Annotated in this window: 26 protein-coding genes; 15 read left to right on the plus strand and 11 right to left on the minus strand. The window is 63.9% G+C overall.

Translation table 11 applies throughout. The annotated features are described in order from the left end of the window. Nucleotides 1-46 precede the first annotated feature (46 nt). From AB8808_RS08095 to AB8808_RS08125, 7 genes are all read left to right on the plus strand, one after another. A complete protein-coding gene (locus AB8808_RS08095) occupies nt 47-898 on the plus strand; it encodes a hypothetical protein (protein WP_369928312.1) in 852 nt (283 codons plus the stop codon). Nucleotides 899-900: 2 nt separating this feature from the next. Further along, entirely contained in the window at nt 901-2,289 is a 1,389-nt protein-coding gene (locus AB8808_RS08100) for a M48 family metallopeptidase (RefSeq protein WP_369928315.1), read from the plus strand. Next, nucleotides 2,286-3,164, plus strand: a complete 879-nt coding sequence (locus AB8808_RS08105) for a hypothetical protein (protein WP_369928317.1) — start codon at nt 2,286-2,288, stop codon at nt 3,162-3,164. Before AB8808_RS08100 ends, AB8808_RS08105 begins: the two co-directional genes overlap by 4 nt. A 68-nt stretch (nt 3,165-3,232) precedes the next feature. Further along, nucleotides 3,233-3,667 (plus strand): pyridoxamine 5'-phosphate oxidase family protein, encoded by a 435-nt coding sequence (locus tag AB8808_RS08110; protein ID WP_036142283.1) that lies wholly within the window; start codon nt 3,233-3,235, stop codon nt 3,665-3,667. 222 nt (nt 3,668-3,889) lie between these two features. After that, entirely contained in the window at nt 3,890-3,943 is a 54-nt protein-coding gene (locus AB8808_RS08115) for a tryptorubin family RiPP precursor (protein WP_506193269.1), read from the plus strand. Between the two features lie 113 nt (nt 3,944-4,056). Then, on the plus strand, nt 4,057-5,112 hold the full coding sequence (locus AB8808_RS08120) for a cytochrome P450 (protein WP_369928319.1): 1,056 nt from the start codon (nt 4,057-4,059) through the stop codon (nt 5,110-5,112). 34 nt (nt 5,113-5,146) lie between these two features. After that, nucleotides 5,147-6,748 (plus strand): carboxylesterase/lipase family protein, encoded by a 1,602-nt coding sequence (locus AB8808_RS08125; protein ID WP_369928322.1) that lies wholly within the window; start codon nt 5,147-5,149, stop codon nt 6,746-6,748. A 2-nt stretch (nt 6,749-6,750) separates the two neighbouring features. Here the strand turns inward: AB8808_RS08125 and AB8808_RS08130 are convergent, their stop codons facing one another. Further along, entirely contained in the window at nt 6,751-7,953 is a 1,203-nt protein-coding gene (locus AB8808_RS08130; protein ID WP_369928323.1) for an MFS transporter, read from the minus strand. Between the two features lie 344 nt (nt 7,954-8,297). On the opposite strand from AB8808_RS08130, the gene AB8808_RS08135 reads away from it, so the two are divergent. The 4 genes from AB8808_RS08135 (at nt 8,298) to AB8808_RS08150 (ending at nt 13,768) form a co-directional block, all read left to right on the plus strand. Then, nucleotides 8,298-9,998, plus strand: a complete 1,701-nt coding sequence (locus AB8808_RS08135; protein ID WP_369928326.1) for a methyl-accepting chemotaxis protein — start codon at nt 8,298-8,300, stop codon at nt 9,996-9,998. A 169-nt stretch (nt 9,999-10,167) separates the two neighbouring features. After that, nucleotides 10,168-11,184, plus strand: coding sequence for an alginate lyase family protein (locus tag AB8808_RS08140; protein ID WP_369928328.1), 1,017 nt, complete (start codon nt 10,168-10,170; stop codon nt 11,182-11,184). 176 nt (nt 11,185-11,360) lie between these two features. After that, nucleotides 11,361-12,974, plus strand: coding sequence for a methyl-accepting chemotaxis protein (locus AB8808_RS08145; protein ID WP_369928330.1), 1,614 nt, complete (start codon nt 11,361-11,363; stop codon nt 12,972-12,974). A gap of 44 nt (nt 12,975-13,018) precedes the next feature. Next, a complete protein-coding gene (locus AB8808_RS08150; protein ID WP_369928332.1) occupies nt 13,019-13,768 on the plus strand; it encodes an alpha/beta hydrolase in 750 nt (249 codons plus the stop codon). A 42-nt stretch (nt 13,769-13,810) separates the two neighbouring features. On the opposite strand, the gene AB8808_RS08155 is transcribed toward AB8808_RS08150, so the two are convergent. The 4 genes from AB8808_RS08155 to AB8808_RS08170 form a co-directional block, all read right to left on the minus strand. After that, nucleotides 13,811-14,098 (minus strand): hypothetical protein, encoded by a 288-nt coding sequence (locus tag AB8808_RS08155; protein WP_369928335.1) that lies wholly within the window; start codon nt 14,096-14,098, stop codon nt 13,811-13,813. Nucleotides 14,099-14,244: 146 nt separating this feature from the next. After that, nucleotides 14,245-14,616, minus strand: coding sequence for a hypothetical protein (locus AB8808_RS08160; protein WP_369928336.1), 372 nt, complete (start codon nt 14,614-14,616; stop codon nt 14,245-14,247). Between the two features lie 26 nt (nt 14,617-14,642). Continuing rightward, complete coding sequence (locus AB8808_RS08165) at nt 14,643-15,353, minus strand: BPL-N domain-containing protein (RefSeq protein ID WP_369928339.1); 711 nt, start codon at nt 15,351-15,353, stop codon at nt 14,643-14,645. A gap of 128 nt (nt 15,354-15,481) precedes the next feature. Beyond that, the gene (locus AB8808_RS08170; protein ID WP_369928341.1) at nt 15,482-16,606 is read right to left on the minus strand and encodes an ATP-binding protein; all 1,125 of its coding nucleotides are present in this window, start codon (nt 16,604-16,606) and stop codon (nt 15,482-15,484) included. A gap of 203 nt (nt 16,607-16,809) precedes the next feature. Between AB8808_RS08170 and AB8808_RS08175 the strand changes: the two genes are divergently transcribed. After that, the gene (locus tag AB8808_RS08175) at nt 16,810-17,493 is read left to right on the plus strand and encodes a response regulator (protein ID WP_369928343.1); all 684 of its coding nucleotides are present in this window, start codon (nt 16,810-16,812) and stop codon (nt 17,491-17,493) included. 4 nt (nt 17,494-17,497) lie between these two features. Here the strand turns inward: AB8808_RS08175 and AB8808_RS08180 are convergent, their stop codons facing one another. Beyond that, nucleotides 17,498-18,034 carry a hypothetical protein gene (locus AB8808_RS08180; RefSeq protein WP_369928345.1) on the minus strand — a complete coding sequence of 179 codons (537 nt, stop codon included), beginning with the start codon at nt 18,032-18,034 and terminating at the stop codon, nt 17,498-17,500. A 282-nt stretch (nt 18,035-18,316) separates the two neighbouring features. Continuing rightward, nucleotides 18,317-18,541, minus strand: a complete 225-nt coding sequence (locus AB8808_RS08185; protein ID WP_369928347.1) for a hypothetical protein — start codon at nt 18,539-18,541, stop codon at nt 18,317-18,319. A gap of 56 nt (nt 18,542-18,597) precedes the next feature. On the opposite strand from AB8808_RS08185, the gene AB8808_RS08190 reads away from it, so the two are divergent. Then, on the plus strand, nt 18,598-18,804 hold the full coding sequence (locus tag AB8808_RS08190; protein WP_369928349.1) for a hypothetical protein: 207 nt from the start codon (nt 18,598-18,600) through the stop codon (nt 18,802-18,804). Nucleotides 18,805-19,231: 427 nt separating this feature from the next. On the opposite strand, the gene AB8808_RS08195 is transcribed toward AB8808_RS08190, so the two are convergent. Continuing rightward, nucleotides 19,232-20,902, minus strand: a complete 1,671-nt coding sequence (locus tag AB8808_RS08195) for a serine hydrolase (protein ID WP_369928351.1) — start codon at nt 20,900-20,902, stop codon at nt 19,232-19,234. A gap of 405 nt (nt 20,903-21,307) precedes the next feature. Here AB8808_RS08195 and AB8808_RS08200 point away from each other — a divergent pair, with 405 nt between their 5' ends. Further along, entirely contained in the window at nt 21,308-21,856 is a 549-nt protein-coding gene (locus tag AB8808_RS08200; protein WP_369928353.1) for a hypothetical protein, read from the plus strand. Between the two features lie 33 nt (nt 21,857-21,889). Here the strand turns inward: AB8808_RS08200 and AB8808_RS08205 are convergent, their stop codons facing one another. Beyond that, a complete protein-coding gene (locus AB8808_RS08205; RefSeq protein WP_369928356.1) occupies nt 21,890-22,780 on the minus strand; it encodes an MASE1 domain-containing protein in 891 nt (296 codons plus the stop codon). Between the two features lie 435 nt (nt 22,781-23,215). On the opposite strand from AB8808_RS08205, the gene AB8808_RS08210 reads away from it, so the two are divergent. Then, nucleotides 23,216-23,584, plus strand: coding sequence for a hypothetical protein (locus AB8808_RS08210; RefSeq protein WP_369928358.1), 369 nt, complete (start codon nt 23,216-23,218; stop codon nt 23,582-23,584). A 375-nt stretch (nt 23,585-23,959) separates the two neighbouring features. Here the strand turns inward: AB8808_RS08210 and AB8808_RS08215 are convergent, their stop codons facing one another. Both AB8808_RS08215 and AB8808_RS08220 read right to left on the minus strand, forming a co-directional pair. Beyond that, nucleotides 23,960-25,261 carry an XVIPCD domain-containing protein gene (locus AB8808_RS08215; protein ID WP_369928360.1) on the minus strand — a complete coding sequence of 434 codons (1,302 nt, stop codon included), beginning with the start codon at nt 25,259-25,261 and terminating at the stop codon, nt 23,960-23,962. 41 nt (nt 25,262-25,302) lie between these two features. Then, complete coding sequence (locus AB8808_RS08220; RefSeq protein ID WP_369928362.1) at nt 25,303-26,265, minus strand: DUF4189 domain-containing protein; 963 nt, start codon at nt 26,263-26,265, stop codon at nt 25,303-25,305. Nucleotides 26,266-26,388 lie beyond the last annotated feature (123 nt).

Raw genomic sequence — 26,388 nt, forward strand, 5'->3', positions numbered from 1 at the left:
TAGCGTGCCGCCTCGATCGATTGCCGTAACGAGGAAAGGACGCCAGATGACGCCACAAAACGAACAGGCCACGCAGACCCTCGGACCGCTGGTCAGCCATCATGGCCGATCGCGGACCGCCATCGTTCCCCTGATTGCCGCCATCGTCTTCCTGCTTTGCAGCGCGGTCATTCCCTTGGCGCTGATGAGCGGCGCGCGTGTCGATCCGACGAAGCTGCCGTTGCTGATCGGCGTGTCCGTCGGCATGGTGGTCGTCGGCTTGCTGATGGTGCTGGGCTGGAAGCTGACGGCGCTGAAGACGGAACTGGCCCTGCACGAGCACGGCGTGGCCGTCTACCGACGCGGTACGGCGCAGGTCGAGTCCGTGCCGTTCGTCGACATGGCCGACGTCTACCTGTTCCGCAAGGGCGGCTATGCCGGCGGTATCATCAACGCCCTTGCTTTCCGGCGCTCGCCGCAGGGCCCCTGGGTCGACGTGCTGGACAATCGCCGCAATTCGTTCGCCTTGCGCGCGGCGATCGTCGAAGGCCAGGTCGTCGCGCGTTTACCGGTGGCGCTGGCCGCCATCGATGCGGGCAAGGCCGTGCGATTCCACGCGATCGATCGCAGCACCCGGCTGACCAAACGCCTGATCGGCGGGATGCTGAAGGTCGATGCCCACGCGGTGGATCTCGGCGCCACCCGTATCGACGTGCAAGGCACCACCATTCCCCTGGAGCGTATCCATCGCATCGAGGGTGTCGGTTCCGACGGCAAGATCAGGCTCCTCGACGAGCAGGGCAAGCTGGTCCACGCCTTCGATTACCTGTGCCTGTTCAGCGCCGACCTGTTCCTGGCCGTGCTGGCGGAGCTGATCGATCGACGTACCCCTGCGTACCAGGGCCTCATGGCGCACTGACGATGTCCCATCCGGTGCTGCGTGCGCCCTGGCATGCCGTGGTGGGCGTTCCCCTCCTGTTGTGGCTTGCCGGGCTCGTCCAATATGGACTGCTGCTGCGTTTCCCGCCGGCGGGCGTGGCCTCGCTGGCGTGCATGGCGCTGGCGTTCCTCGGTGCGGTGCTGGGCACGGTGGGTATCGTCATGACCCACCGTCTGGCGACGAAGGGCATGCAGTCCCGCGACATCCTGGTGCATGCGTTCGCCCAATGGCACGCGCGCCTTCCGCGGTTGCTGACCTGGCAACTGCTGGCGGTGGGCTCGGCGTTCGCCGCGGGAAGCTGTTCGATGCTGATCTGGGGATTCGTCAGCCACGACATCCGCTTCGGCGTCATCATGACGATGTTCTCCGTGTTCACCGCCTTCATGATCTGGGTCGCGGTGTCCAGTGCCCGCGCGGAAGCGCTACCCTTCGCGCCGCAGCCCATGCACCTGCTCGCTCGCAGCCTCACGCGTGAGGATGCGCCCGCGCTCTGGGCCATGACCGACGACGTGGCCGCCACGCTGGGTGCTTCCCGCCTGGATCACATCGCCGTCGGATTGCTGGATGGCTTCTTCGTGACCTCGGGAACCATCCGCGCCACGCATGCGGGCGAGTTGCACGGGCACACGCTCTATCTGTGCGCGGCTCATCTGCCTTGGCTGGCTGCCGACGAACTGCGCGGCATCGTCGCCCACGAGATGGCGCACTTCAGCGGCCAGGACCTGGCCTACAGCGAGCGCTTCGCACCGATCTACCACGGGTTCGAGCGACGAATAATGTCGTTGGCCGAGTACGAGCACGATAACTGGATCGGCAAGGTGTTCCTCAGGCCCGGACGTATGGTGGCCATGTATGCGCTGTATCGGTTCCGCGCCGTCGAGCGTCACTGGAGCCGGGTGAGAGAGCACGAGGCAGACAAGGCCGGTGCGGCGCTGGTGGGCGCACCGGCCTTTGCCGTCGGCCTCACGCGCGCGATCCTGCTGGAAACGCGCTTGCATGCGTTGCTGGCCGCGATCGAGCCCTGCGGCCAGGCGGGCGAGGACATCGTCGAGCAGCTTCGCCTCAGCATTCAGGACACGCCGCTGACCGACCTGGGCGATGAGCGCATGGCCCATCCGTTCGATGCGCACCCGGCGCTTCCCGAGCGACTCGATGCACTCGGCGTGTCCCTCGACGCTGCCGTGCGGCAGGCGTCGGCCGGGCGATCGCCGTCCGCGGTCGCCAGCCAGACGTGCCACGGCATCCTGCCTTGGCAGGCATTGACCCGGGCGCTGACCGACGAACTGCACGAAGCCTTGCGACACGCGAACCGTGCGACGCCTTCTCCTTCTCCTTCCCATTCCCCTGTAACGAGCGAGTCCGTCTCATGAAAAAACGCTACCTGCCCCTGGCCCTCGTGGCCCTGCTTGCCGGCTGCAGCGGCCGCAGTGCCGACTATGCCATCGACAACCCGACCGACAAGCCGCTGTCGCTCACCATCGACGGCAAGACCTACGAGGTGGCGCCGCACGAGGACAAGGAACTCTCGCTGGACGCTGGCGAGCACACGATGAAGGGCGATGTCGTGGGCGACATCAAGTTCATCTCGTACTACCGCGGCCGTGGCGGCATCATCAATCCCACGCTCAGCGATTACGTGATCTATCGCCAGAGCTTCGAGAAGGTGGGTTCGACCTCGCCTGGGTACACGGGCAAGCTGGACCAGGTGGTCCTGGAAGGCGTGACGTTCGAAGGCACGATGAGGCAGTCCAGCGATCTGTTCATCGACAAGGACTGGACCTACGGCGTGGACGAGGAACTGCCGGACAGCGTCGTGGAACATGAGAATGGCTCGAACAACACGGTGCACAACAAGATTTTCCGCGCCAAGGATTTCATCGTCGCCTTCCTGGGGAAGAACCCCGATGCCAAAAAGGACTTCGAGGCGAACCGTCAGAAGGATGCCTCGCCCGTGGTGCGCAAGGTGACGATCCTGCCGGCCACGTTGCCGCCGATCGATAACGCGGAAGTGCAGCAGCTCAGCCTGCCGCTGCGCGAAAATTACGCCAAGTACCTGAAGGCCAAGGATGTCTCCGAGCAGGAAGCCCTGCAGAAGGAGAACTTCAAGCTGAGCATGGCGTACTCGCATGCATCCGTCGAAATCATGCAGAAGGGATCGCTGTCCAAGGAAGTGAACGAGCAGATGAACGCGTTTCAGGAGGCCATGAACCGGGCCTACGGATCGACCGCGTTGGTCGAGCCGTAAACCGCACATCCTTCACGTTCCCCTCCGGTGGGGTGACGCAGTCTGCCAGCCTCACCAGGAGACCGACCATGACGACGATGACGCTTCCCGAGCTTGCCAAGAAGATGGCCGACATCGACTTTGCGATGCTGCAGACCTTCACCTCATCCGGCGAGATCGCCGGCCGTCCCATGAGCAACAACGGTGACGTGGAGTACGACGGTGACAGCTGGTTCTTCGCCTATGAAGACACCCATGTGGTTCGCGAGATCGAAGCCAATGACCATGTCGCGCTGTCGTTCACCGGATCCAAGTCGCTGCTCGGCAAGCCGCCGCTGTTCGTCGCGGTCGAGGGCAGGGCACAGGTGATCCGTGAGAAGTCGGTGCTTCAGCAGCACTGGCAGGACAAGCTGGAACGCTGGTTCGAGCAGGGCGTGGACACGCCGGGCATCGTGCTGTTGAAGGTGCATGCCATCCGCATCACGTGGTGGAACGGGGAAGACGAGGGCGAGATCCTTCCGTAAGAACACACGAATCCGGTTTGCGGCACGGCTGACGCTTCTGCGAACCGGGTCACACTTCGGACGTCCATACGCTTTGCCGCCCGCACACTGCGGATGGCAAGGCTAGTATGGAAACGGGACGGTGTTGCGGGGTCGGTCGATCCCGCATGCCTTCGATGGCACCACACGGGTCCCGAACGACCGGAGGTGATACCCATGAAAGCTCTTTTCGCGCTCAAGAACATGCTTACGCCGAACAAAAGCCTGAAATCGTACGCCTGGTACATCTGGTACTGACCGTCCCCTCCACGTTCCGCTAGCGGAACGCAGCCGACGATCGGGACCGCACCAGGCGCCGGGGTTTCATCGGCAAACGGTGCGGTCCCTCCTTGCCAGACGTAGGGAGACGTATGCACGCTATCGGCAAGCATGCCAGGACGACCGTCTTCGCACCGAGGCTGCAAGCCTTGTTGCGGGAGCATTGCGGCAGCGATGTGTTCCGGCTGGACGCGACCACCGTCGGCGTCGCCGGCCCCGGGATCATGGACCGCGTGCTCGCCGCGCGCTATGCCACCGAGTTCGAGCGACCCACCTTCAAGCCGTTGCACGGCCGCTCCATCCCCCGTACCGACGCGGCCAGGCTGATGCAGGCCGTGGGTCGCGACGTCCGCCTGGCCCTGAAAGAGCCCGTACCGACCGGCGTGGACTTCACCGGCGAGTGGCCGGGCGTCGGCCATGTCTACCTGCGCGACATGCTGCTGGGTCACGATCCGCTTCGCTTGCGCTTCCTCATGGACCGCCTGCTGGAGCTCACGCCGAAGCTGACGTGGGCGGTCATCGTCACGGGTGCGCTGTCGTCGCTCAAGCTGGGCCCCGATGCCTCCGCGATCGCCTCGCTGACCGCGCAGGCGTCTACGTATGACGACCGGCGCTATGCCATGGGGCTTTACCGGCGCACCGTCGCGCCGGTCTGCTTCACCATCTCGACGCTGGTCGCCAATGCGATGTGGCTCGGTGCGCCGTTCGACGATGGCGATTCGAACGTGAATATCATCCACGAGTCCATGCGATTGCTCCCGCCATCGTGGAACATCCTGCGCAACGCTTCGCCGGAGTACGCAGCACTGGATGCACGCATCGGCGAGAAGGACGACGTGCTGGTGTTGCCGCTGGTGAGCCATCGCGATCCCGCCCTCTGGGACGATCCGGACGTTTTCCGTCCCGAGCGGTGGAACGACCTCGACCCCGACAACCATCCGGGCTACCTGCCGTTCGGGCATGCCTCGGAGCGCTGCTGGGGACGGCACATGGTGATGCCGCTGGCGGAGCGGTTGCTCGACATGCTGCGCAACAACGGGCTGGGCGTGAGCCCTCGGCAGACCACGGCGAAGGTGCCGCTCGCCGGCTTGCTCGGCGTGGATGGGGTGAAGATCGTTCACATCGCGTCGCCGGGCCGTCGCGTATAGCTTCGCGCCCTTCGTTTTTCAGGAACGTACCGCGATGCCACGCTCCGGTTCATGGCTTCTTCCGCTGTTGGTGATGTGCGCCGTTGCCGGCTGCCGCGCCCCACCGGGGGCGGCAACGCATATCACCCGTGCGGACCGGCAGGCTGCAGCCACGGTGATGACGGCGAGCGGTCCCGTGACCGGTGTGACCTCGGCGGAGGGGCAGGCGTATCTCGGTATCCCCTACGCGCGTGCACCCGTCGGCCCGCTGCGCTGGCGTGAGCCGCTACCGGCCTTGCCCTGGCAAGCGCCACGCGATGCCGCGACGCTCGGCCATCAGTGCGTGCAGAACCTCAGCCCCGGCGCACAGACCGGCAAGGCGAGCCACTGGCTGGTGATCGGCGACGAGGATTGCCTCAACCTCAATGTCTATACGCCGCCGACCGCGAAGCCCGGCGATCGCAAGCCGGTGATGGTGTGGATCTATGGCGGTGCGCTCGTGCTGGGTGCCAACCGTCAATACGATCCCAGCGTGCTGGCACGCCGGCAGGATGTCGTCACCGTGGCGGTGAACTACCGCCTGGCGTCTCTCGGCTTCCTGGCCCACCCTGCGTTGCGTGCCGAAGCCGGCGGCGCGGCCAACCTCGGGTTGCTCGACCAGCAGGCCGCGTTGCGCTGGGTGCGCGACAACATCGCCCGGTTCGGCGGCGATCCCGGCAACGTCACCCTGTTCGGCGAATCCGCCGGGGCGTGGAGCGTCTGCGCGCAGCTGGTGGCACCGGGCGCACGGGGCCTGTTCCAGCGCGCGATCGTGCAAAGCGGCCCCTGCACGTTGAACGAGTCGACCGTGCCGGTGGCCGACGCCGACGCGGGCGGCGTGCGCTACGCGGCTGAGGTCGGCTGCACGGGGGCGGATGCGGTGGCCTGCCTGCGTCGCCTGTCACCGCGCGGCGTAAATGCCGCGCTGGCCCCCTCGCGCGGCGTGCTGGGACCGCATGCATGGAACTTCATCGCCGGCGACAGCGTGCTTCCGGAAGCACCGCGCGAGGCGTTCGCCCGGGGCCACTTCGCCCACGTGCCGGTGCTCATCGGCAACAACGCCGACGAGGGGCGGCTCTTCGGTTTCCTGCTCGGCAAGCTGGGCCAGCTCGACGACCGCCGCGATTACGACGCACGCATGGCCAGCACGTTCGGCGCTCATGCCGACGCGGTGGCCAGGGCCTATCCGGCCGCGCGGTATCCCTCGTTGCGTGACGCGTATGCCGCGGCCGTGACCGATGGCGTCTTCGCCTGCCCGACGCTGTCGCTGTCGACGATGCTGGCCCGCGCCACGCCGACCTGGCGTTACGCGTTCACGGACCCGCAGGCGCCGTTCGCGCTCTCGCGCAAGGCCGACCTGGGCGCTTACCACGCGTCCGAGATCGTGTACCTGTTCCAGACCCGCTGGGCACTGGCGGACCCCGCCCGCTTCAGCCCGGCGCAGCAGGCGTTGTCCGACCGCATGCAGAAGGACTGGGCCACCTTCGCGCGCACCGGCCGCCTGGATGGCACGCCGGAGGGGGCACCGGCCACCGTGCTCTACGGGCCGTCGCGGACCCCGGTGGACGAGCGTGTGCCGCGGGTGGGTTGCGGGTTCTGGGACATGATCGGCCTGTAGCGTCAGGCGCGGCCGATCGGCGTCACGAGGTGGGGGCGCAAGCGCCGTACCAGCGGCAGGATGGCCAGGGCGGTGCCTGCCGCGGCGATCATGCCGACGACGCGGCTGCTGTGGTCGGCGATGAGGCCGTAGAGGATGGGCGCGATGCCGCCCGAGCCGATGACGCCGGTGTAGAAGAGGGCGAAGGCCCGGCCGGTATCGCCGTCGGATAGCTCCGGCACCGTGCCGTAGAGCACGGAAGAGGTGCCGTTCAGTACGACGCCGAGCAGCGGCAGCAGCACGAGGGTGGCCCACAGTGGCGTGACCAGCGTCGCCACGATGAAGCCGGCCGTCGCCGCTTCAGTCAGCATGACCGTGCCGACCACGCCGAGGCGGTCGCCCAGCCAGCCGCACGTGGCCTTGCCGAGCGCACCACCGATGAAAACCAGCGCGAGACACAGGCCGACCATCGGGGAATCGCCGCCTTTCCCGTGGACGAGGAACGGCAGGAAAAGCAGGTAGCCCATGCGGGTCGCGGTATCCAGGACGCCGATCGCCATCAGCACGGCAAAGCCGTCGCGACGTTCGCCGTGCCGCTCGGCGGATGTGCTGTCTCCGCCCGCTCGCATGGAAGGGGCCAACGCAAACAACGCCATCGAGACGCCCGCGCCGAGGATCGTCATGAGGACGAGCACGGGGCGCCACGCCAGCAGGGGAATCAGCAGCGCGACGATGGCCGGCAGGATGGCCTTGCCCAGGTCGCCGGAGAAGTTGTAAATCCCCAGCGGCCTGCGCGATCCCGCGCCATAGGCGTCGGTGATCAGCGTGGACGCCCGGGGGTGCTGGATGCTGGAGCCGATGCCGGCGATGACCAGCCCGAGACAAAGCCCGGCGAAGCCTGTCGGCGAAGCCATCACCGCCATCCCGATGGCGGCAAGTACCGTGGACAGCACCAGCGCCGCCCGTGGGGAGGCCGTCCGCAGAAGACGGTCGGCCGGCATCTGCAGGCCCCCCATGGTGGCGTAGTAAAGCGAACGGAGGAGGGCCAGGGCGGCATACGACAGGCCGAACTGGGCCTGCCAGACGGGGAGAAACGCATAGAGGCCATCGGTGTAGCCGTCGTGCAGCGCGTGCGCGAGACAGGCCGCCACGAGGCTGCGCGGGCGTGTGTCGGCCGGTGTGCCCGATGCGCGCGTCGTCGGGGCAAGGTCGGTGGAGGCAGGCATCCCGCATGGTACCCAGGTGGCCAAATCGTCGACAAGAAGACGGCCCGACACGGCCAGGGCTGCCGGTAGGCCCCGGCAGGGCCATGTCAATGGCAACCCAGCCTTGGCAAGTGTGTCAGTGGCTGCTTAACGCGCCTCGCTGAATGGCCTTCTACGGCAACCGTAAATGGCGTATTTGCCGGTTATGCGTATTTCTCGTCAAGCCAGGGTGAATTTTGCCGATAAGGTTCATACGGCCGGTGGGCATCTGGAAGAGCCGGGCACGATTCGGCTCACGCAAGTCCACGCTTGTCGGCATTTCGGCCAGTTCCATGGCCCGCGCTCAGTCTGCCCAGGGGGGCACCATGCAACTCATCAAACTCGCATCACGAAACAAGCTGATCTTTGGCGGCTTTGCATCGATCGCCGTCGTGGTGATCGTGCTCGTCGGTATCGTCTACGGCGCGCTCCAGGCCATGGCCCAGAGCACACGCATGGACCTGCACACCAACCAGGTGCTGCGCGTTGAGGGCGCCTTGCTTACCGCCCTGGTCAATATCGAGACCGGCGAACGGGGCTTCCTCGTCACCGGCAAGGATGCTTCACTGGCGCCGCTGCGAGACGGCCAGGCGGCCTACGCGGACGCGTTCGGCCAGCTTCGCAGCCTTACCGTCGACAATGCGGCGCAGCAGCGCCGTCTCTCCGACCTCGACACGGGCTATCGCGCGTGGATTTCGGGCGCCATCGAGCCGGTCCTCGCCCTGCAGAAGCAGCAGGCCGCGTCGGGCGGTTCCAGCCCGGAAGCACTTGCCCTCGAGCGTCAGGGCAAGGGCAAGGCGCACATGGACGAGATGCGCGACCTGCTGGGCAAGTTCGTGGGTGCCGAGACGGCGCTCCTGCAACAGCGTTCGGCGGAAGCCGCGGCGACACGTGCGCGCACCAACGTGATCCTGCTGGGCGGCGGCCTGCTCGCCATCCTGGCCATCATCGGTGTCGCCACCGTACTGGTGCGTAGCATTCTCACCCCGCTGGAAAGCGCTTCCTCGGTCACGACGCGCATCGCGGAAGGTCACCTGGGCGAGTCCTTCGCGGTCACCCGCAGCGACGACCTGGGCCGCATGCTCAACGCCTTGCACACCATGGACGAGAACCTGGCGCGCATCGTGGGTTCCGTGCGTGAGAATGCCCTGCAGGTCGAACACGCGGCGCGTGACATCTCGGCCGGCAACGACGACCTGTCCAACCGTACCCAGGAGCAGGCGTCCTCGCTCGAGGAAACGGCCGCGTCGATGGAGGAGATGTCCTCCACGGTGAAGCAGAACGCGGAGGGCGCCGCGCTCGCCCGGCAGATTTCCCAGGGCCTGCGCAACGAAGCCAAGAGCGGCGGCGCGGTGGCCGATGAAGCCGTGGAAGCGATGAAGCAGATCACCGAGGCCAGCCGGAACATCGGTGAGATCGCGGTGCTGATCGACGAAATCGCCTTCCAGACCAACCTCCTGGCGCTGAACGCTGCCGTGGAAGCGGCGCGTGCCGGCGAACAGGGTCGCGGCTTCGCGGTCGTGGCCGCGGAAGTGCGCAACCTTGCCCAGCGCAGCGCGTCGGCCGCCAAGGACATCAAGACCTTGATCGGCACCACGGTGGAGCGCGTGAGCACGGGCTCCGACCTGGTGAACCGTACCGGCAAGGCGCTGGTGGAGATCGGCAGCAGCGCGACCAAGGTCGCCGACATCATCAACGAGATCTCCTCCGCCTCGCAGGAGCAGTCGGCCGGCGTGGAACAGGTCAATGTCGCCGTGGCGTCCCTCGACGACGTGACCCAGCAGAATGCCGCCCTGGTCGAGGAAGCCAGCGCCGCCAGCCGGCAGGCGCTGGAACTGGCGCAGGAACTGACGCGCCAGGTGTCCTTCTTCAAGCTGGCGGATGCCGCTACGGTCAAGAGCACCGCCCCCGCGGCGGCGCCGACGGCCCGGCCTGTCAAGGCACCCGCGGCAAGCACCGTCCGGGAAGCCGCGCTGGTGGCGGTCGCCCAGCCCGCGCTTGCTTCGGGGCAGTGGCGCGAGTTCTGAGGCAACGGGTCCGTTCCGTTCTTGCATGAAGCCGCAGGCGCGTCTACTCGACGCGCCTGTGGCTTTTTGCGTGCCGAGCATGGCGCTGACGTAAGGGGGATGAAAGGGGCCGGCCGGTACTCCTTGCAGCTTCCGCGCCCCGTATCAATGACATGTAAGGTTTCCGGCCATGATCGCTGCCTTGTTGCTCGCTACCGCTACCATGTCCAGCCCCGCCATGTGCCTTGCCGCACCACCGCCTTCCGCGGCATCCCTGGCGCACGCGGTTGCCGCCGCGCCGGCGGACAAGCCGCAGGCCATGCCGGTGATCCATACCGAGGGCACGCTGCCGCACACCGGCATCCACGACGCCTCCGCCGCCGCCGTGCGCGACTTCGGCTACATGCTCGATCTTGCCCTCGCGTGGCGTAACACGCGGGATCGTTCCTCGCTGGATCGACTGGCGACGTATCTCGACGCATGGACACGCGTGTACCGGCCATCGTTCGATCCGATCGACGAGACCGGTCTGGGTCATGTCATCGCTGCCTACCAGTTGACCTCGGCCGATCTTCCGGCCGACGTGTCGCGGCAAACCCGTGATTTCATTCGTCGCCTCGGCAGCGGTTACCTGGACCAGATGGATACGCACGTGGGCGATCCGCACGGCATCTGGAGCAACAACTGGCAGAGCCATCGCGTGAAGCTGGCCGTGCTGGCGGCCGTGGCGGTGAACGACGATGCGCTTTTCGCGCGCGCGCGTGCGGCCTTTGTCCGGCAGCTGTCGATCAACATGAAACCGGGTGGGGAAGTCATCGATTTCGCCGAGCGCGATGCGCTGCATTACGTCACCTATGACCTGGAGCCCTTGACCCTGGCAGCGGTGGCCGCGCGCTCGCGCGGTGAGGATTGGTTGCGCTTGCCCGGCCACGACGGACAGACGCTTGCGGCCGGACTCGACTGGCTGCTGCCGTATGCGGAAGGAAAGCGCAGCCACGAAGAGTTCGTGCATTCGTCGGTGAAGTTCGATGCCGCGCGCGCCAAGGCGGGGCTTCCGGGTTTCTCCGGGGCATGGGATGCGGACAACGCGCGTGCGCTCTACTGGTCGGCAAGTTTGCTCGATGCGCGCTATGCGGACGTGGCGCGAAAACTTGCGTCGGAACCACCGCGCTGGTTGTGGGCGTATGCGCTGCCGTGCCAACCGTAGTGGCGAGCATCCGCTCGATGCGCGTCATAGGCATTCGTCGTCTCGATGAACCTTTCGTCAGGCTTTCCTTGGATTGAATCTCGAATAACTCATTTTTAGCAAATAAGCCGAATTCGTCTTCAGGTATGCGTAGCTTTGCCGCTAAGGGGAAAACCCTTCCGGAGTCGGCCCCGTCCATGACCATTCGCCAGCGTATCGTGCTGCTAGTCAGTGTTTCTGTTCTTGTTGCCTTCGCGCTCGGTGCGGGTGGCCTTTACGAACTGCGCGAGACCAACCGGCAGCTCACGTCGGTATACCAGTCCTCGCTGCTGCCCATCGTCGAGGTGACGACCGTGCGTGACCTCTTCAACGACACTCGCACCGGGTTGAATCGGGCCTTGCTCAAAGGCACGGTGGAGGCGGCGTTGGAGGAGCGTTCCGCCAATGCGGATGCGGTGCGAAAGATGGATGCCATCTGGTCGCGCTATTACCCGGCCATGGTGAGCTCGCCTGCCGAGGACGCCGACGCCAGGGCATTCATCGCGGCGAGGACGCGTGCCCGTGTTCTCAAGGACAAACTCGAACCGCTCATGGCTGCCGGTCAGCACGGTGCCGCCGTCGACTTCATGCTGGGCACGGTGGGACCGGCGTTCGGCGAAGAGTCCAAAGCCATCGACGTCATCGTCAAAACCAATGTCGACGAGGCGGCGGCAGCCTATGCCATCGCCGTCCGGAGAGAGCATTCGGTCATGGTGGCCGTGACCGTCGTGGTCATCCTCTCGCTCATCGTCCTGGTCGTTGCGGGCGTGATGCTTGCCCGGTCCATCATGGCCCCGCTGATGCGTGCACGTGCATTGGCCGGCCGCATCAGCGACGGCGAGCTCGGCCATAACCTGGACGTACAGGGCAGGGACGAGGTCAGTGACACGCTGCGGTCGCTGGCCACCATGGACACCACCCTTGCCGGCATCGTCCGGACGGTCAGGGACAATGCCCAGCAGGTCAGTCACGCCGCGAGGGACATCGCCGCGGGTAACGACGAGCTGTCGTCCCGGACCCAGGAGCAGGCGTCTTCGCTGGAGGAAACCGCCGCATCCATGGAAGAGATGACCGCATCGGTACGGCAGAATGCCAGCAGCGCCGCCGCCGCGCGCAGCCTTGCGCACGCGCTGACGGAGCAGGCGGTGTCCACGCGCGTGCTGGCCGGCGAGACGAGCGGTGCGATGGATCGTGCGAGCGTCGCGAGCGGAAAGATCGAGGGGATCGTTGCCGTTATCGACGAGATCGCGTTCCAGACCAACCTGCTTGCGCTCAACGCCGCCGTCGAGGCAGCTCGCGCCGGCGAGCAGGGCCGAGGCTTCGCAGTCGTGGCGGCCGAGGTACGTCGCCTTGCCCAGCAAAGCGCCGTGGCGGCCAAGGACATCAAGGCGCTGATCGCCACGAGCAGCGATCGGGTCAGTGAAGGCGTCGCCCTGGTGACGCGCACGGCGCAGGCACTGGCGGAGATGGAGTCGGGTACCGCCAAGGTTGCCACCTTCATCGGCGAAATCGCCGCCGCCAGCGCGGAGCAGGCCGCCGGCATCGACCAGGTCAACCAGGCCGTCACCGACCTCGATTCGGTCACGCAACAAAATGCGGCCCTGGTCGAAGAGGCGAGTGCGGCCAGCCAGCAGGCCAGTGAACTGGCCGACGAACTGATGAAGCAGGTGGCCGTCTTCCGTTTCGCCACCGAACGGACACCGTCCAGGCAGGCGGATGACGAGCACGCACCGACGCGCGTGGCTGCCGCTTTCGCTGTAGCCGAGGCATGAAGAAATTCAAGGCTAGCAACGGATGGCTAACGCCTATGGCTTGCATGGCCATCGCTTTCCTGTCCGGCGCCGCGCGGGCCGACGACAAGGTGGTGGACCTGCGGCTGTCCACCGGTCAGACACAGCGCGTGTTGACCGCCACAGCCGAACATTCCAAGGGAACGATCGTCATGTTGCCCGGTGGCGAGGGTGACGTCGGCCTGGAACGGGGCGGCGACATACGTCACGACCACAACTTCGTCGTCCGCACGCGTGCGTTGTGGACGAGTCGTGGCTACTCGGTGGTCATTCCGGATACCGTGGATCGCGCCAACTTGCGCGGCATGCGCAGTTCGCTCGAATACGCCGGGCTGGTCGCCGACCTTGTAGCCTTTGCGCAGAAGAACCTCGGTGGGCCGGTGTTTCTCCTGGGCACCAGCCAGGGTTCGATCGCCGCCATGAACGGGGCGGCCCATGCGAAGCGCGGCAGCGTATCGGGTGTCGTGCTGACCGAGTCGGTGTCCGTCATGGGCGGTAGCGGCGAAACGGTGTTCAGCGCCGATCCGAAGGATGTGCGGGTTCCCGCTCTGGTGGTCGCCAACCGTGACGACCGATGCGACGTGGCACCGCCCGATGCCGCACCGAGGATTGCTGCGGCCCTGTCCGCCAGTCCCGATGTTTACGTGCTTCATGTGGCGGGTGGGACGTCCGAGTCCCGCAAGGCGTGCGGTTCGCTGACGCCGCATGGCTACTACGGCATCGAGCAGGACGTCGTGTCACGCATCGTCGAATGGCTCGACAGGCACAGGGGATAACGACGTAACGATGACCACGGTGCGCGATGGCACCGGGCATCGTCAGGCCACATGTTCTGCCAGTCGGTCGCCCAGGCGGGTGCTCACGGCCAGCATCGCGGCGCCGCAGCCCCAGCCCGGTGCGGAACCCGGCGGGCCGAGCAATCTGACGACCAGGCCCGCGGCATCCTGCAGCGTCTCGTCCCCACTGGCCACGGCCTGGAACTGGAGGAGCTTGGCCCGGAAGCGCGCCTCCTGGAGGTCGGCATCCAGCAGGGCACGATTCATGGCGATGGCGCCTTCGGCCATTTCGGTCGTTTCAAGTATCCAGTCGCCTACCATCTGGTCCATGTCTCGTCTTCCCCGGTTTCGGCGGCTCATAGTTGACATGGCGATTGCGAAGTAGTTGTCAAATTCCCGCGTAGTGACGGAATTTGCGTATCGTTTCCTGGGGACTGCGTGGCTTCCAGGGTTGACGAGTCAATCCATCCGTTCGTCTAGCGGGGTGTATCCGTGCCGCCGTGAACGGGCAGGGATGCCATATCCACGTACGATGCGGCTGCTTCGTCGAGCGTCTGCAACGGAACCATGCGGGCAATCATGGACAGGCTCGCGTCGATATCCTGAAAGACCGGGTCTTCCCACAGTCGGTCGACATCGGTACCGGATCGCATGGTCACGATGTAGACGATTTCGCCATGCGTGCCCTCACCCAACAGTGGGCGACTTTCGTCCAGCAGGCCAAGCTCCCGGCCTCTGCGATGCTGTGCCGCCAGAAATGCCAGAAGTTGTTCCCGCTTGCCAGGGTTGGGTCGGTAGGCCACCACCAGTATGCGTTCCACGTCCGTCTCCTCGATGCCGACGTGCATGGTATCGCCGATCGTGCTGCGGCGTGTCAGTAACCCAGCTCCTGCACCAGGATCTTGACAAGGTCGTCCTGCGGCATGCGTTCGAGAGGGATGCCTGCCTCGTCAAACCAGGTCTCGTCGGCTTCCGGGTGCGGACCGGTCAATACCACGCGTCCGTGGCCGAAGTCGTAGCGCGCAGCGGCGATGTCGCCGTTCGAGTACGTCGCGATCGCCCGGAACCCTGGCGATGCACTCGTAGCGGGAAAATAGGGGCCGTCTTGGAAGAAAACACTGTTACGACGACCGTGCCACCAGGTGTCGACGGCATAATCGTCGATGGTGTCGGCTTCAAATCCCGGCCTGCCGACTTCGGAGTCCAGATCGTCGTCGATCAGCCCAAGATTCGACGAATCGGCCAGGTAAGCGCCCATGCACAGGCCCAGGTAGCGTCCGCCACGACGCACGAAGTTCCGGATCGCGTCCACCCGACGCGTGCCCAGGCTGCCAAGCGCACCCGGAATATCCTGCCCGCCGCCGGGCTGGACGTAGATGTCGTAGTGGCTAAGCGTTTCGGGAGAGATGTCCTGACGCTCGCGCGCTCCCACGAAATCGACACGATACCGGCCGCCCAGTCGCTCGATCGATTCCGTGACGGTTTGGGCGCATCCCGAACATGCCGCGGGGCCACGATAGACGGCGACACGAACCACTTCCGCCGCGTGCACCCCGGCGATACCCGGCGTGCCGAGGGCCAGCATCCACAGGACTGCTGCAAGCCAGGGTAGCCGCGTATGCCATGTCGTCTTGCCCCGAGACAGGGTGGTGCAGGGGGCGTGTGCTGCGTCACGGTTCATGTGCATTCCTCAACGGGACAACCGACGGTCCGTCAAGGATCACCCCATGGCATCGAGGGTCCGTGGAGCGTCGATGGAGGATAGATGGAGGGCGCAGCGGTACCTGTCGGCAGCGTGAGGGTGAATGTGGCCGCGGCACCGTCGCCTCCGTGGTACGTCACGCTGCCATGGTGCGCGATAGCGATGCTGCGTACGACCGCCAGACCCAGGCCACTGCCACCGCTGCGGCCCGGGTGTGACGTCTCGCCCCGGCTGAATGTCTGGAACATCCTGGCGAGGAGTTCGGGGGGCACTCCGGGACCTGCGTCGTGCACACCGATATCGACCGACGTCGCGCGCGATGTCAGCGAGAGGGTGATTTTTCCGGGATTCGAATGACGCCTGGCATTGTCGACGAGCGCGATGAGGGCCTGCCGCACGCGCATGGCATCGCAGCGGACGATGACCGGTGTGTCGTCGGCATCGACGGAAAGGACGTGGTCGGGCATGGTGGGTGCGACGAACGCCACCACGTCCTGCAAGGCCTGGCGAAGATCCACGTCGGCAGCATCGAGGCGAAGGTGACCTCCCTCGGCCAGACTCACCACCCGTAAATCCTCGACCAGGCGGGACAAGGCCTCGACATGTCGCACCAGGTTGCGGAGCATGTCGGACGTCGGCTCGAAGACGCCGTCTGCCAGTCCTTGCAGGCGGCCGCGCAAGATGGTGACCGGCGTTCTTAATTCGTGGGCGATGACGGCGTTCCAGACGGTCATGTCCTTGTCGGCCTGCTCCCATCGCTCGGCCAGTGCGTTGTAGTCATCCAGAAGGCTCGCGATCTCGCCGAAGGGTCGTCCCTTCTTGATGGCGCGAGCGGATAGGTCGCCCTGGGCGGCGCAGCGGATGGCCGCGGCGAGTGAGTCGATGGGCTGCACGAATCGTCGCGAGAGCCGCAGCGCGGCCGGGCCTGCGAACGCAATGGCCAGGGTCGCGGTGAGTACCAGCCAGAGCAGTTCCGGTCGCGTGGGAATCCAGCTGTCGTTTTCGCAAATGGCCGCGGGATCGGGGAGCAAGGCGTAAAGCGCGTACGACGAAGCAAAGTCGAGCACCACCGCGGCGGCGACCAGGGCGCATGCCCACAGGATCAGTCCGCGACCGATTTTGAGATGGTACGGCATGGATTTTGCCCTCGTTGAATCGCCGCCGGCGACCTGGTTCGCGTTAGTGGGGGAAGTCTAGCGGATGGGCCCGCCGGCATAGGGACGGTTTTTATGGCGTTTCGATGGAGATACGGCCTTGGGCGCTGCTTCGGAGCTTGTGCTAAAAAGGCCGCTCGTAGCCGGAGGAGTCGACAATGGTCGGGGGTGGTCGTAGGGATTACATGGTGCTCGTTGCGGAAGACGACGCCGACATCGCCGATATCCTGATGTCGTATCTGAATCGAAACGGATTTCGTACGACCGTTGCGCGGGATGGCCATGAAGCGCTCATGCTGCACGCCACGCTGAAGCCCGACTTGCTGCTGCTGGATGTTTCCATGCCGCATGTGGACGGATGGGCCGTGCTCGCCGAGGTGCGTCGGCGTGGCGATACCCCGGTGATCATGGTGACCGCGCGTGACGAGGACACCGACAAGATATCGGCGTTGCGCATTGGCGCGGACGATTACGTCACCAAACCGTTCAACCCATCCGAGGTGGTCGCACGCGTGGGAGCGGTCCTGCGTCGCGCGCTTCCTGCCGTGGGGCAGGGCGCGATCATTCGGGTGGGCGATGTCGACATCGATGAAGACCAGCATGTGGTTTATGCCTGTCCTGCCGGAGCAAGGCATGCCATCGTCACCACCGCGACCGAGTTCCGCCTCCTGGCGCGGATGGCCCGCTCACCGAGCCGCGTTTTCTCGCGTTCGGAGCTGCGCGTGGCTTGCCTGCCCGAAGGCGACGCCCTGGAGCGAACCGTCGACAGTCACCTGAGCAAGCTGCGGAAGAAACTCGAGGACGCCGGCATCCGGGGCATGCTCTCGAGCGTGCGTGGCGTGGGGTATCGCCTGGCTGCCGTGGCGTAGGCGCTCAGGTCCGGGTCGCGGGCGGGAAGAGCGAGGCGATGGTCCCGGCCAGTGCCAGAAGCACGCAGTCGACGGCAAGGGTTTCCATGAGACTGGCATAGCGCAGCGCGATGATCGCAGCGGTGCCCAGGATGCCGGCTGCCGCGCCGGTCGTTGCCGCGCAGAGGCCGATGCGAAGACGGGCGGTTCTTGGCATGGCACGCGTTGCGACCATCAAACGCCGTGCGGCACCGACGACAGTCGCCCCTAAGGCCACGCCGGCCATGCCCGGGAGTACCAGCCAGGAGGCAGGTCGCTCGGACAGGTAGAGACCGAAACATGCACAGCCTGCGATCAGGTACCCCAGCGGCACCAGCTCGCGTCGCACCGTGGCAGGGGCGAGGCACCATGCGATGGGTCCTCCCAGCAGGGCTGCTGCCGCCAGGCTGGTCAGCCTGAGCAAGGGTGTGATGGAACCGGGGCCATCTAGGGCGGGGTTTACCATGACAGTAAGGACCGAGATGGCGAGCAACGAGGCGCAGCTGACCAGCAAGGTGGCCACGGGGCGTCGTAAGGCCCAGACGCCGACGATGGCGCCCTGTATCGCTCTGTAGGGTTTGCGGAATAGCCGCCATGGTTCCCCTGGCGAGGCCAGCAGCGACGCGGGGTTGAAGGACCATCGACGGTCGCTGGAAGTCACGGTACGGATAGCAACGCTCCAGAAGTCGATTGCGCCAGGGACTACATGGCGCGAAAGGTCCATGCTAAGCCGGGATTGTCCGGATTCGTTGGACGTTTCATGGAGATTCGATGGAGAGCCGGGACGTGCGTCACCAGGCCATGGTCAGGTCAAGCCGAGTTTCCGGGCCACGGCGAAGGTGACGAACAACAGGCCCGCCAGCAACACCACGAAGATGACGGCCACCGCTCCGACCTTGAGCAGCACCGCGCGCCTCTCGGCGTGCCGCCCCTTCTTTCCTTGTTCGTAATGCCACTTGACGGCCAGGAACATGCCTGTGCCAAAAACCAGCACCTTGAACGTAATGAAGAGTATGGGAACCCAGTCCATGATTTTCTTGTGTTTCCAGGCTGTTGCTTTCATTACCTAAGGTGAGGAATTCTCCTTTGGAAGAACGCCTCGGGCGCCGCCATGCAAATAAAGAGGCGGCACGCTACAAACCCATACTACTTAAAAAGACTTTCCATATATTGAGGCAAATTGTCCCAGTGGCAGCGGTGACACAAAAACGCCAGTGGGCTGGAAAGTTCGGTGAAAGCGGCATGACCATTAATGCATGGCACCTCGCGACACGGACGAACACGCTGTTATGAATCCGGCTACTTACCATGTGATCCACTTAGTATTGACCCTGGTCCTCGCTATATCGGGTCTTGCCAGTTGGCGGATCTACTATCGGCAAGTCCGTGAGCAACTTCCCGACACGTCTGCGTGGGCCATGATGAAGCGACTGCGTAGCGAGGGAGATCCCGATGGCACGTGGATCTTGGTGACGTCAGGCGTTTGTACCGCGGCGGGCATCGGCTTGCTGGTGCTGCTCAACGTCCGATAATTCATCGTTTCGGTCCGGCTCGAGCGGCGGTCCAGTGTGATGCACGCCACACGCTGCTGCCGGCACGCCTCACCCGTACAGCATGGCGAACCAGCCTGCACGAGTCAGGAAGCTGCGCGTACGTGTTGCTACGCCCTCCTGGCCGAATACCGTCCATGCACTCGCCGCCGGGAAGACCCTTGCGGCTTTCAGTTGCTACCCAGTTTACGAAGATGCTCGGCTGCATTGCGGTTTCCGGGATTCAGCTGCAACGAACGGCTATAGTTTTTAATAGCCCCGGCTCGATCTCCGGTTTCCTCGAGAATCTCAGCCAGACTGTCGTAAGCGTTCCAGCTGTCAGCGAAAAGCACGGTATTCAGCCGAAGGATCGCGATTGACTGCTCGGGCTGCTTTTGCTCCAAGAGCTTGTAACCCCAGACATTCAGCTCGTCTTCTTTCGGCACGAACGAAGGATCTTTTGTCTTGAGGTCGGCGACGACTTGTGGCGCACGCTCGAAGCCCCGTTCCAGCAAGGCGGCGCGCAACGTCTTGAGTGTCGGCGACAGGCCGAAACCGTTGGACGCATGCATGTCTGGAATGTAGTAGGCGGCCACTTCATCGGCGAAGTTCTCGGGATTGGCGCCTTGTAGATTGGTCAGGATAACCACCGAGAGGTCGTCCTTGGGATAGACGAAGAAGGTCGAGCGCATGCCGCCAATGGGCCCTGCCGCGGGATGCTCAGCCCGCATCGTCACCGGCCAACCGAGGCCCGATCCGTTTAGCAATGCACTCATTCCGCCGGTGGTGCCATCGTTGAGAACCACGGAGGTCCATAGCGCATCGAGGCTCGATTTGCCCTTAAGTAGCTTGCCTGATTGAAGTGCGACCAACCACTTCGCAATATCAGTCGATGTGGACAAGATTCCCGATGCTGTCCTGAAGTAGGGAGCGAACGAGACGTAGATCGCCGAGAGACGGTCGCTCTTCTTCCATAAGCCGTTGACGTTTTGAAGGTAGGAATAACCGCCGGCCGAATGTGGAATAACGTCGGATGAATCTCCGAAGCGCGTATGAACCATGCCGGCGGGTTTGAACTGACCGTCCTCGATGAACCTGGTGAAGGGTTCGCCACTCAGCTTGTCGATGATCTTGCCAAGGATGACGTAGCCGGTCTGGTTATAGCGGAAGCGTTCGCCGGTTTTGAAATCCATGGGAAGCGTCTTCACGGTAGCCCATGCAGAAGCCTCGCTACCGTCGCCGATCAGATCTTCCTTGTCGTCGATGATGTTCGGCAATCCCGAAACGTGCGCGAGGACCTGCCTGACGGTGATTGCGCTCCAGGCAGGCGGCAAGTCGTCAAGGTATTTCGATATCGGATCGTCCAGCTTGAGTTTTCCGGCCTCCACCAGTTGCATGATCGCGACACCTGTAAACGCCTTGGTACACGAGTTGATCGAGAAGATGCTTTCATCCGAGGCGGCTACGCTGTTCTCGACATTCGCGATTCCGTAGGCGGCCGTCTTGACGATCGTGCCATGGCGGACAACAGCGACTTGAAGGGCCGGGATGTTTTCCTGGCGCATCTTGTCCTTGAGAAAGGTATCCAAGCCGTTGCCGGGTGCGACAGATTGCGCATGCGCTGGGAGTGAAAGGCACAGGCATAAAGACAGAATCAAGCGTTTCGCGCTGGAATAGCGCCCCGAGACAAATGTCCCTTTCTCGACTGGCGAACGTGTTGGGAAACGCATGATGGAAGGGGGTGTGGCGATGTGCTTAGCCATGGTGATATCCGCCATCTTGCTGTAGTCCATGTTCAACAGCGGTTTGTCTCTGAAAGGTTGCCGCGATGGCGTGCGTTGAGGCTGAAACGTCATTTCCATCTGCTGATTCCTGGGCGATACCCGGGGCGCTGCGCCCCGAGAGCTTCGTCGGTCTAGCAAGCTCCATGCCAGGTAAAGAGGCGGCGTTTCCTGATGCGAGAAGCCGGACATCTGTCCGCGGTCCGTCCGTAGTCTGTACGCGGACAAAGATAGGCAGGCCATCTGACCCCGATGCGGTCTGGTCAATATCGAGCACCAGTCGCGAGAAGTGAGACGGACCAGCGGTTTACTGAGTTCCCCGCCTTCGTCGACGCAAACCCCTATGAAACCCATCATTCCCTTGGTGATCACTGCCCTCAGCCATCGGTGCAATCTCGCGACCGGTTTGTCGCCCAAGCATGGTGATCGGTGCCTCGACCAAGGGTTTGTATACAAAGCCTCCGCCGCGAGAGTCGCACATCACTCATGCGCTTGATCCAGCGCCACAGACAACGTTTCCAACGCGCTTTTGAGTTCCCGTATCGCCTGGATGCGTTTTCTTCTCCCCAACCGCACCGCAAAGGAGTTTGTATGCGCTTGTTCCATCGACATGCCCTGGTGACCTTCGTTTCTACCCTTATGGCCGGTGCTGCCGCCGCAACGACGCCGCCTCCTGTTACGGGGCTAGGCCAAGCTTGGCCGAATGCGCCCGACGTCAGCGTCAGCCCCGGTTTTCATGCGTATCGGTTCGATAAGCAAGGGGTGCGCTACGTCCAGATCAATGACGGCAACGGCACGGTGCGAGGTGCGGTGGCCTACATCGCCGGCCAGACACTGGAGTTGCCGATCGGCACCGACGCCAGCCGGTGGAGGGTCGCAGCAGCGCCACCATCGGCTGCGTCGGGCGTAACCGTTTACCAGGACGATGGCATGACGATCCACGCGGCCCCGCAGCCGGACGGCACGATACAGCTGATGCTGACGCCGTCCGAATGCCAGGCGCATCCGGAGAACTGCAGCAATAAGGGACAGTGAAGGTGGTAGGGCGTTCGTTGCCGCGCCTTGCCTTCAGTGCCTGACGAGGTTCGCGGTCGGTAGTGGCCGCGACACCTTGGCACCGATGGTCAACAAGCCGGACAGCACCAGTGCCAGGATGACCTGGGCTCGCAGCATGACCGGATCCACGAAGGCCGTGCCTGTCATGGCCAGGGCTACGCTGGCTGCGAAGCCGCCAAAGGCCGTCCCGTGCCAGCCGTGGCGCCACGCCAGGGCGATGGCCGGCCAGATGAGCCCGAGCCGAGCGACCTGCCGCACCGTGTCGTTACCGGTGGTGATGGCCAGGACCACGAGGGCCGCCAGCACCGGAACCCACAGCAGCACATCCCGCAGCAAGGGGCTCTGCCAGATCGTCGCCCAGGTGACACGGGGGAGTTGTCGTGCGCGTTCCGTCAGCGCAAGGATGATCGGGGTCAGCGTGAGTCCGCCCAGAAAATGGCCGAGGGTGTAGGCCCAGAACATGTTCGTGAGCGACAGGTGCGGCCAGGCATCCGGGGTCCGGAGCATCGTGGTCGCCAACGTCGTGCAGGAGAGGGTGGCGCTGATGAGCGCACATGCCAGAGTCGCGCCCAACAGCAGCGGCATCCGCAACTGGCGTCGATCGTCGTAAAGGCGCCAGCGTAGGCGGAACGGCTTCATAACGGCCATGAACGGCACGATCATCGGCACCGAAGCCGACACAGCCCACGGAATGCCGAGGTCGTCGGCAGCGAGCCATGCGTTCTCAATGGTGGGCAGGGCCTCTCCCAGTGCGAGCGCCGGCCAGTAGCGAAGGGGGAGCAGGAACAGGCAGGCCAGCCGCAGACCGGTGGTGGGTGACCAGTGCGGAAACGTGACGTGCCGGACGACCTCATACACGGCGGCGTAGGCTGCGGCGATGGCGAGGTGTTGGCCGCCCTTCAACCAAAACGTCCGAGGCTCATCGGGTGGTTCGTCTGCGCTTCCCTTCACACCCATCCCCTAGGTCTGTTGCCGTGGTCCATGTCCGCGTCGCTTATTCGATCAAGGATGCCACGAGTTCAGGTAAACATTGGATCGTGGCAGCTCGCCGATGGAAGAGGTTTGCCGATTATGCGTGTGGATGATCGCATATTGCAGGTGTCAGGCCACGCGGCTGTCTGGGAGGCCTAATTGCCCCCCCTTATGCGATGGCTTGACTGTTGGGAAGGGGGAATGGCGCTGGTAGCCATCGGCTTCGCAGGGCCATCTAATACCGGGCCTGCCGACAGAGGGAGGGCGGAGAAAAGGTATCCCGCGTCGTTTCCACGGATGTGGCCCCGGGGCGATAAGCTTGCGTTTCGCTAAGCACGCGGATGTCAGTACCGCCGGTGCGCTCGCTTGATAATTCCGACCACAGCGTGGTTCGTGCTTTATTTATCGGCGCCGGCATCAACCCCAGAGATATTTGCCCATGCTTGTTTGAGCGCGCTCGCGTTGCCCTCGCGCGGCCAACCGGTGACTTGCTGGACCAAATGGCCGTTGCGGAAGAACAAGAACGTGGGGGTTCGCCAGTTCCTCATTTGCACAAAGCTCGCAGTTTGCGACAAATACGAGCACTGCGACATCGATTACCACGCAGGCGCCTTCCTCGATCCCCTGGATCTAAAGGTGGGTGAGCCTTATGGGGTGACCTCTGCTGTGGTGATCTCGCCGGCAAAGCGGGCCAAGCACCAGTGCCTCGTGAAGTTCGTGCCCGACGCCCTCTAAACGTTCCCTGTTCGCACGACGACCGAACGTGAAGCTGATCTTCTCGCCGTTGCCTATGCTGCTGGCTGGACCTCGCCCAGAGAGCTGTCAAGCTTCATGGCCCAGGTCACTCAGGAGTCGGGCGGCTAGCTCATCGGGAGGAAGGTTTCCGCTACCCCAACAGTGCTCTGCTCATTCTCTCCGAACCTCTCGCCTTGGGCTGACATAGATTTGTGCGCAGTGCTTTCCGCCAAGACGTGCACACATGCGCACCGGGCTCGTTATCGTCAATCTCTCGACCCCACGCTTCGCTCAGTTCGGATACACCCTGACTTTCAAGGCCACGGTGACTGTCATCTGGGAAACGCGGCCGGTGATGTCAGACCCTTCTGTCTCTTATCTGCCTAGCGTCGGCCCAGCCTGCTGCGCGTGGTCCTGCTGCTGGCTTTGTTGCTGTTGCTGGGCCTGCAGCTGTTGCTGCGCATTGTTTTGCACATGCATCGCCGCTTCCTGACTACTCTGCGAAAGCGGGGTCTGGATGGCCTGCATCACATTGACCTCGGACAGTTGCTTGAAGGGAGAGTTGAGCTGCCCCTGGACAGCCCATGCCCTGCTTGCATCGTCACTCAGGACTACGTGGTCGATGCGATGCATGCCCAACGCCAAGGCCGACGTAGTCAATGTGCCGGCGAAGTTCTGCGTGTGCGGACCAGGCGCGCGACCCTGGCTCTCGTCAATGCCGGCGACGCAGGCATGCGCCTGCTCATACATCCCGTTGGCGGGATGGCGGGCATCGAGAAGGCTCGGAACGGGAGGTGCTGCCTGGGCGTGGGCCTTGGCCTCGGCAATGGCCGCCATGGTCGTCGAACCGACCACGCCATCCGGTTTCAGATGGTGCGCCGCCTGGAAGGCCTCGACGGCTTCCTTGGTCTTTGCACCGAAGTGCTTGTCCGGGTGAATCGTGCTGCCGTCGTTTGCGGTAAAGCCAAGGGCTGCAAGGTCGGTCTGGAGCGCGCCAACGGCAGCGCCGTGCCCGCCCTGTCTGAGGGCATGGGATGCTGCGGCATGACTGGGGGCGTGTGCGGGTGATTCGAGGTGGGCCGATGGATGGGAGGCCTTGAGTGCAGCTACCTGTTCGTCTGTCATTACGGGCGTTGGTGTGACGGAGCCGGCTTTCCAGCCTTCGAAATGGGAGATGCCATCGACAAGTGCCCCGAGCTCCTTCTCGGTCATGTCCTTAATTTTCTTGCCATGCAGGTCCTGGCCTTCAGAGGCGGCGACCTTGTGGATGTCCTTAGCCTGTGCGTCGTAGCGAACCGGTCCGCTATAATCCGGTGTCGAGTAGCCCCGAATCATTTCCTCAACGGTGTGTCCGGGGTGGGCTTTCAGAATATGGGCCATCTGCGCCGCCCGACCGGCATCGTAGTTCTCGAAGACGACGTTCCCGTGCTGGTCGAGGTCCACGACACCCTTGTAGGCATGTTTGGCTGTCTCGAGCGCTTCCTCCTTGGTACGGTGGGCGTGTGAGTTTTCCTCACTGCCAGCAAATTCGAGCTTCAGGTTTCCGGGGTTGTTATTGCGCCAGGACACCGTTCCTTGCTCGGCTGATAACCAGGTCTTGTCTTCGAGCTCGTAAATCCGGGTGGCGCCATGGCTGACGACCAGGCGGTCTACTTTCTTGTCCGAAATAACGTCCATATTCTCTCCGTTTCATAGGCCGGTCGGCCATCAAGGATTGTTCAGCGAATACCGGTCGAACAATCCGTCCGTACCTTCTCGCAAGCCTTTCCGCCAGCGGCATTGCAAGCGCTCATCGCCTTGGCCGTTGCAGCGTCCTCGTCTTTCGGGTCGGGCGTAGCTGCACCGAACGGGCGCGAGGATGCATCCCGTACCAGGGCAATGCAGCCGTCCTGTGCTTGAACCAGGACGGTGCAGTCTTTGGGATTGCAGTCACCCGACTCGCTCTTCCACATGGCGTCAGTCGAGGCGTTTCCATGCTCGAAGGAGAACTTGTTTCCCTTGCTGTGGTTGATAAGGATGGCGTTGAGAAACACCGGCACACTCCACTTTGCGTCCAGGTCCTTGGCCAGGCCTGAAGGGGGCAGCACCAACTTCTCGTTCCGGCCCTCTCCCTCGCCGGCCACGAAGGTCTCCCGTGTTGCGCTCGCCACGTGCCAACCGTCGCTTTTGCGGACAAGGTCCAGCAGGGTCTGGGACGACTTCTCACCGGCATCGAACTGCTCGATGAGGACGTGCCCGGGGGACACCTTGACGTGCGCGGGGTAGAACGGGTCATCGTGGAACTGGCTGCATTTTGAGCAGGCGATGATTTTTTCACTGGAAAAGTCCGGGACGAACTTGCCGCCTTTCTTGCCGAACATCACCAGTGTCCGGTGTCGGACATCGTCTTTGTCCGGTGCGGTCTCGAAGACGGCCACTGCCTCGGCGTTGGGCTGGTCACCACTCGCGGCGAAGGACAGCAAGGTGGTGCCTTTCGGTGCTGCGGCAGTGACCTCGGCCGGGGCTGGCGGCGGGGCTTTCGACGGTGAAGTGGCAAACGCCGGCGCGGAAGTGACCATCAGTGCCACCACCGCTGCCAATCGGAAAATCCTTGCCATTGCCAACTCCAGGTGGGAAAAAAGGGAGGATAAACCCAGCAAAAGCGCGATGGAACTGCGTAAAGGGAACCAGAGCGTGCTCATTGCGGCACTGCCAGAAAGATTTCCAGATCGTAAAAAGTTACGATGTTGTCTGGCGCAGCGAAGAGGCTCCGGTTATCGTCCGGACCGCCTGGTGCTCAACCAAACTGCCTGACGCCACGACGT

It is taken from the genome of Xanthomonas sp. NCPPB 2632 (genome assembly GCF_041228075.2).
GTDB lineage: Bacteria > Pseudomonadota > Gammaproteobacteria > Xanthomonadales > Rhodanobacteraceae > Luteibacter.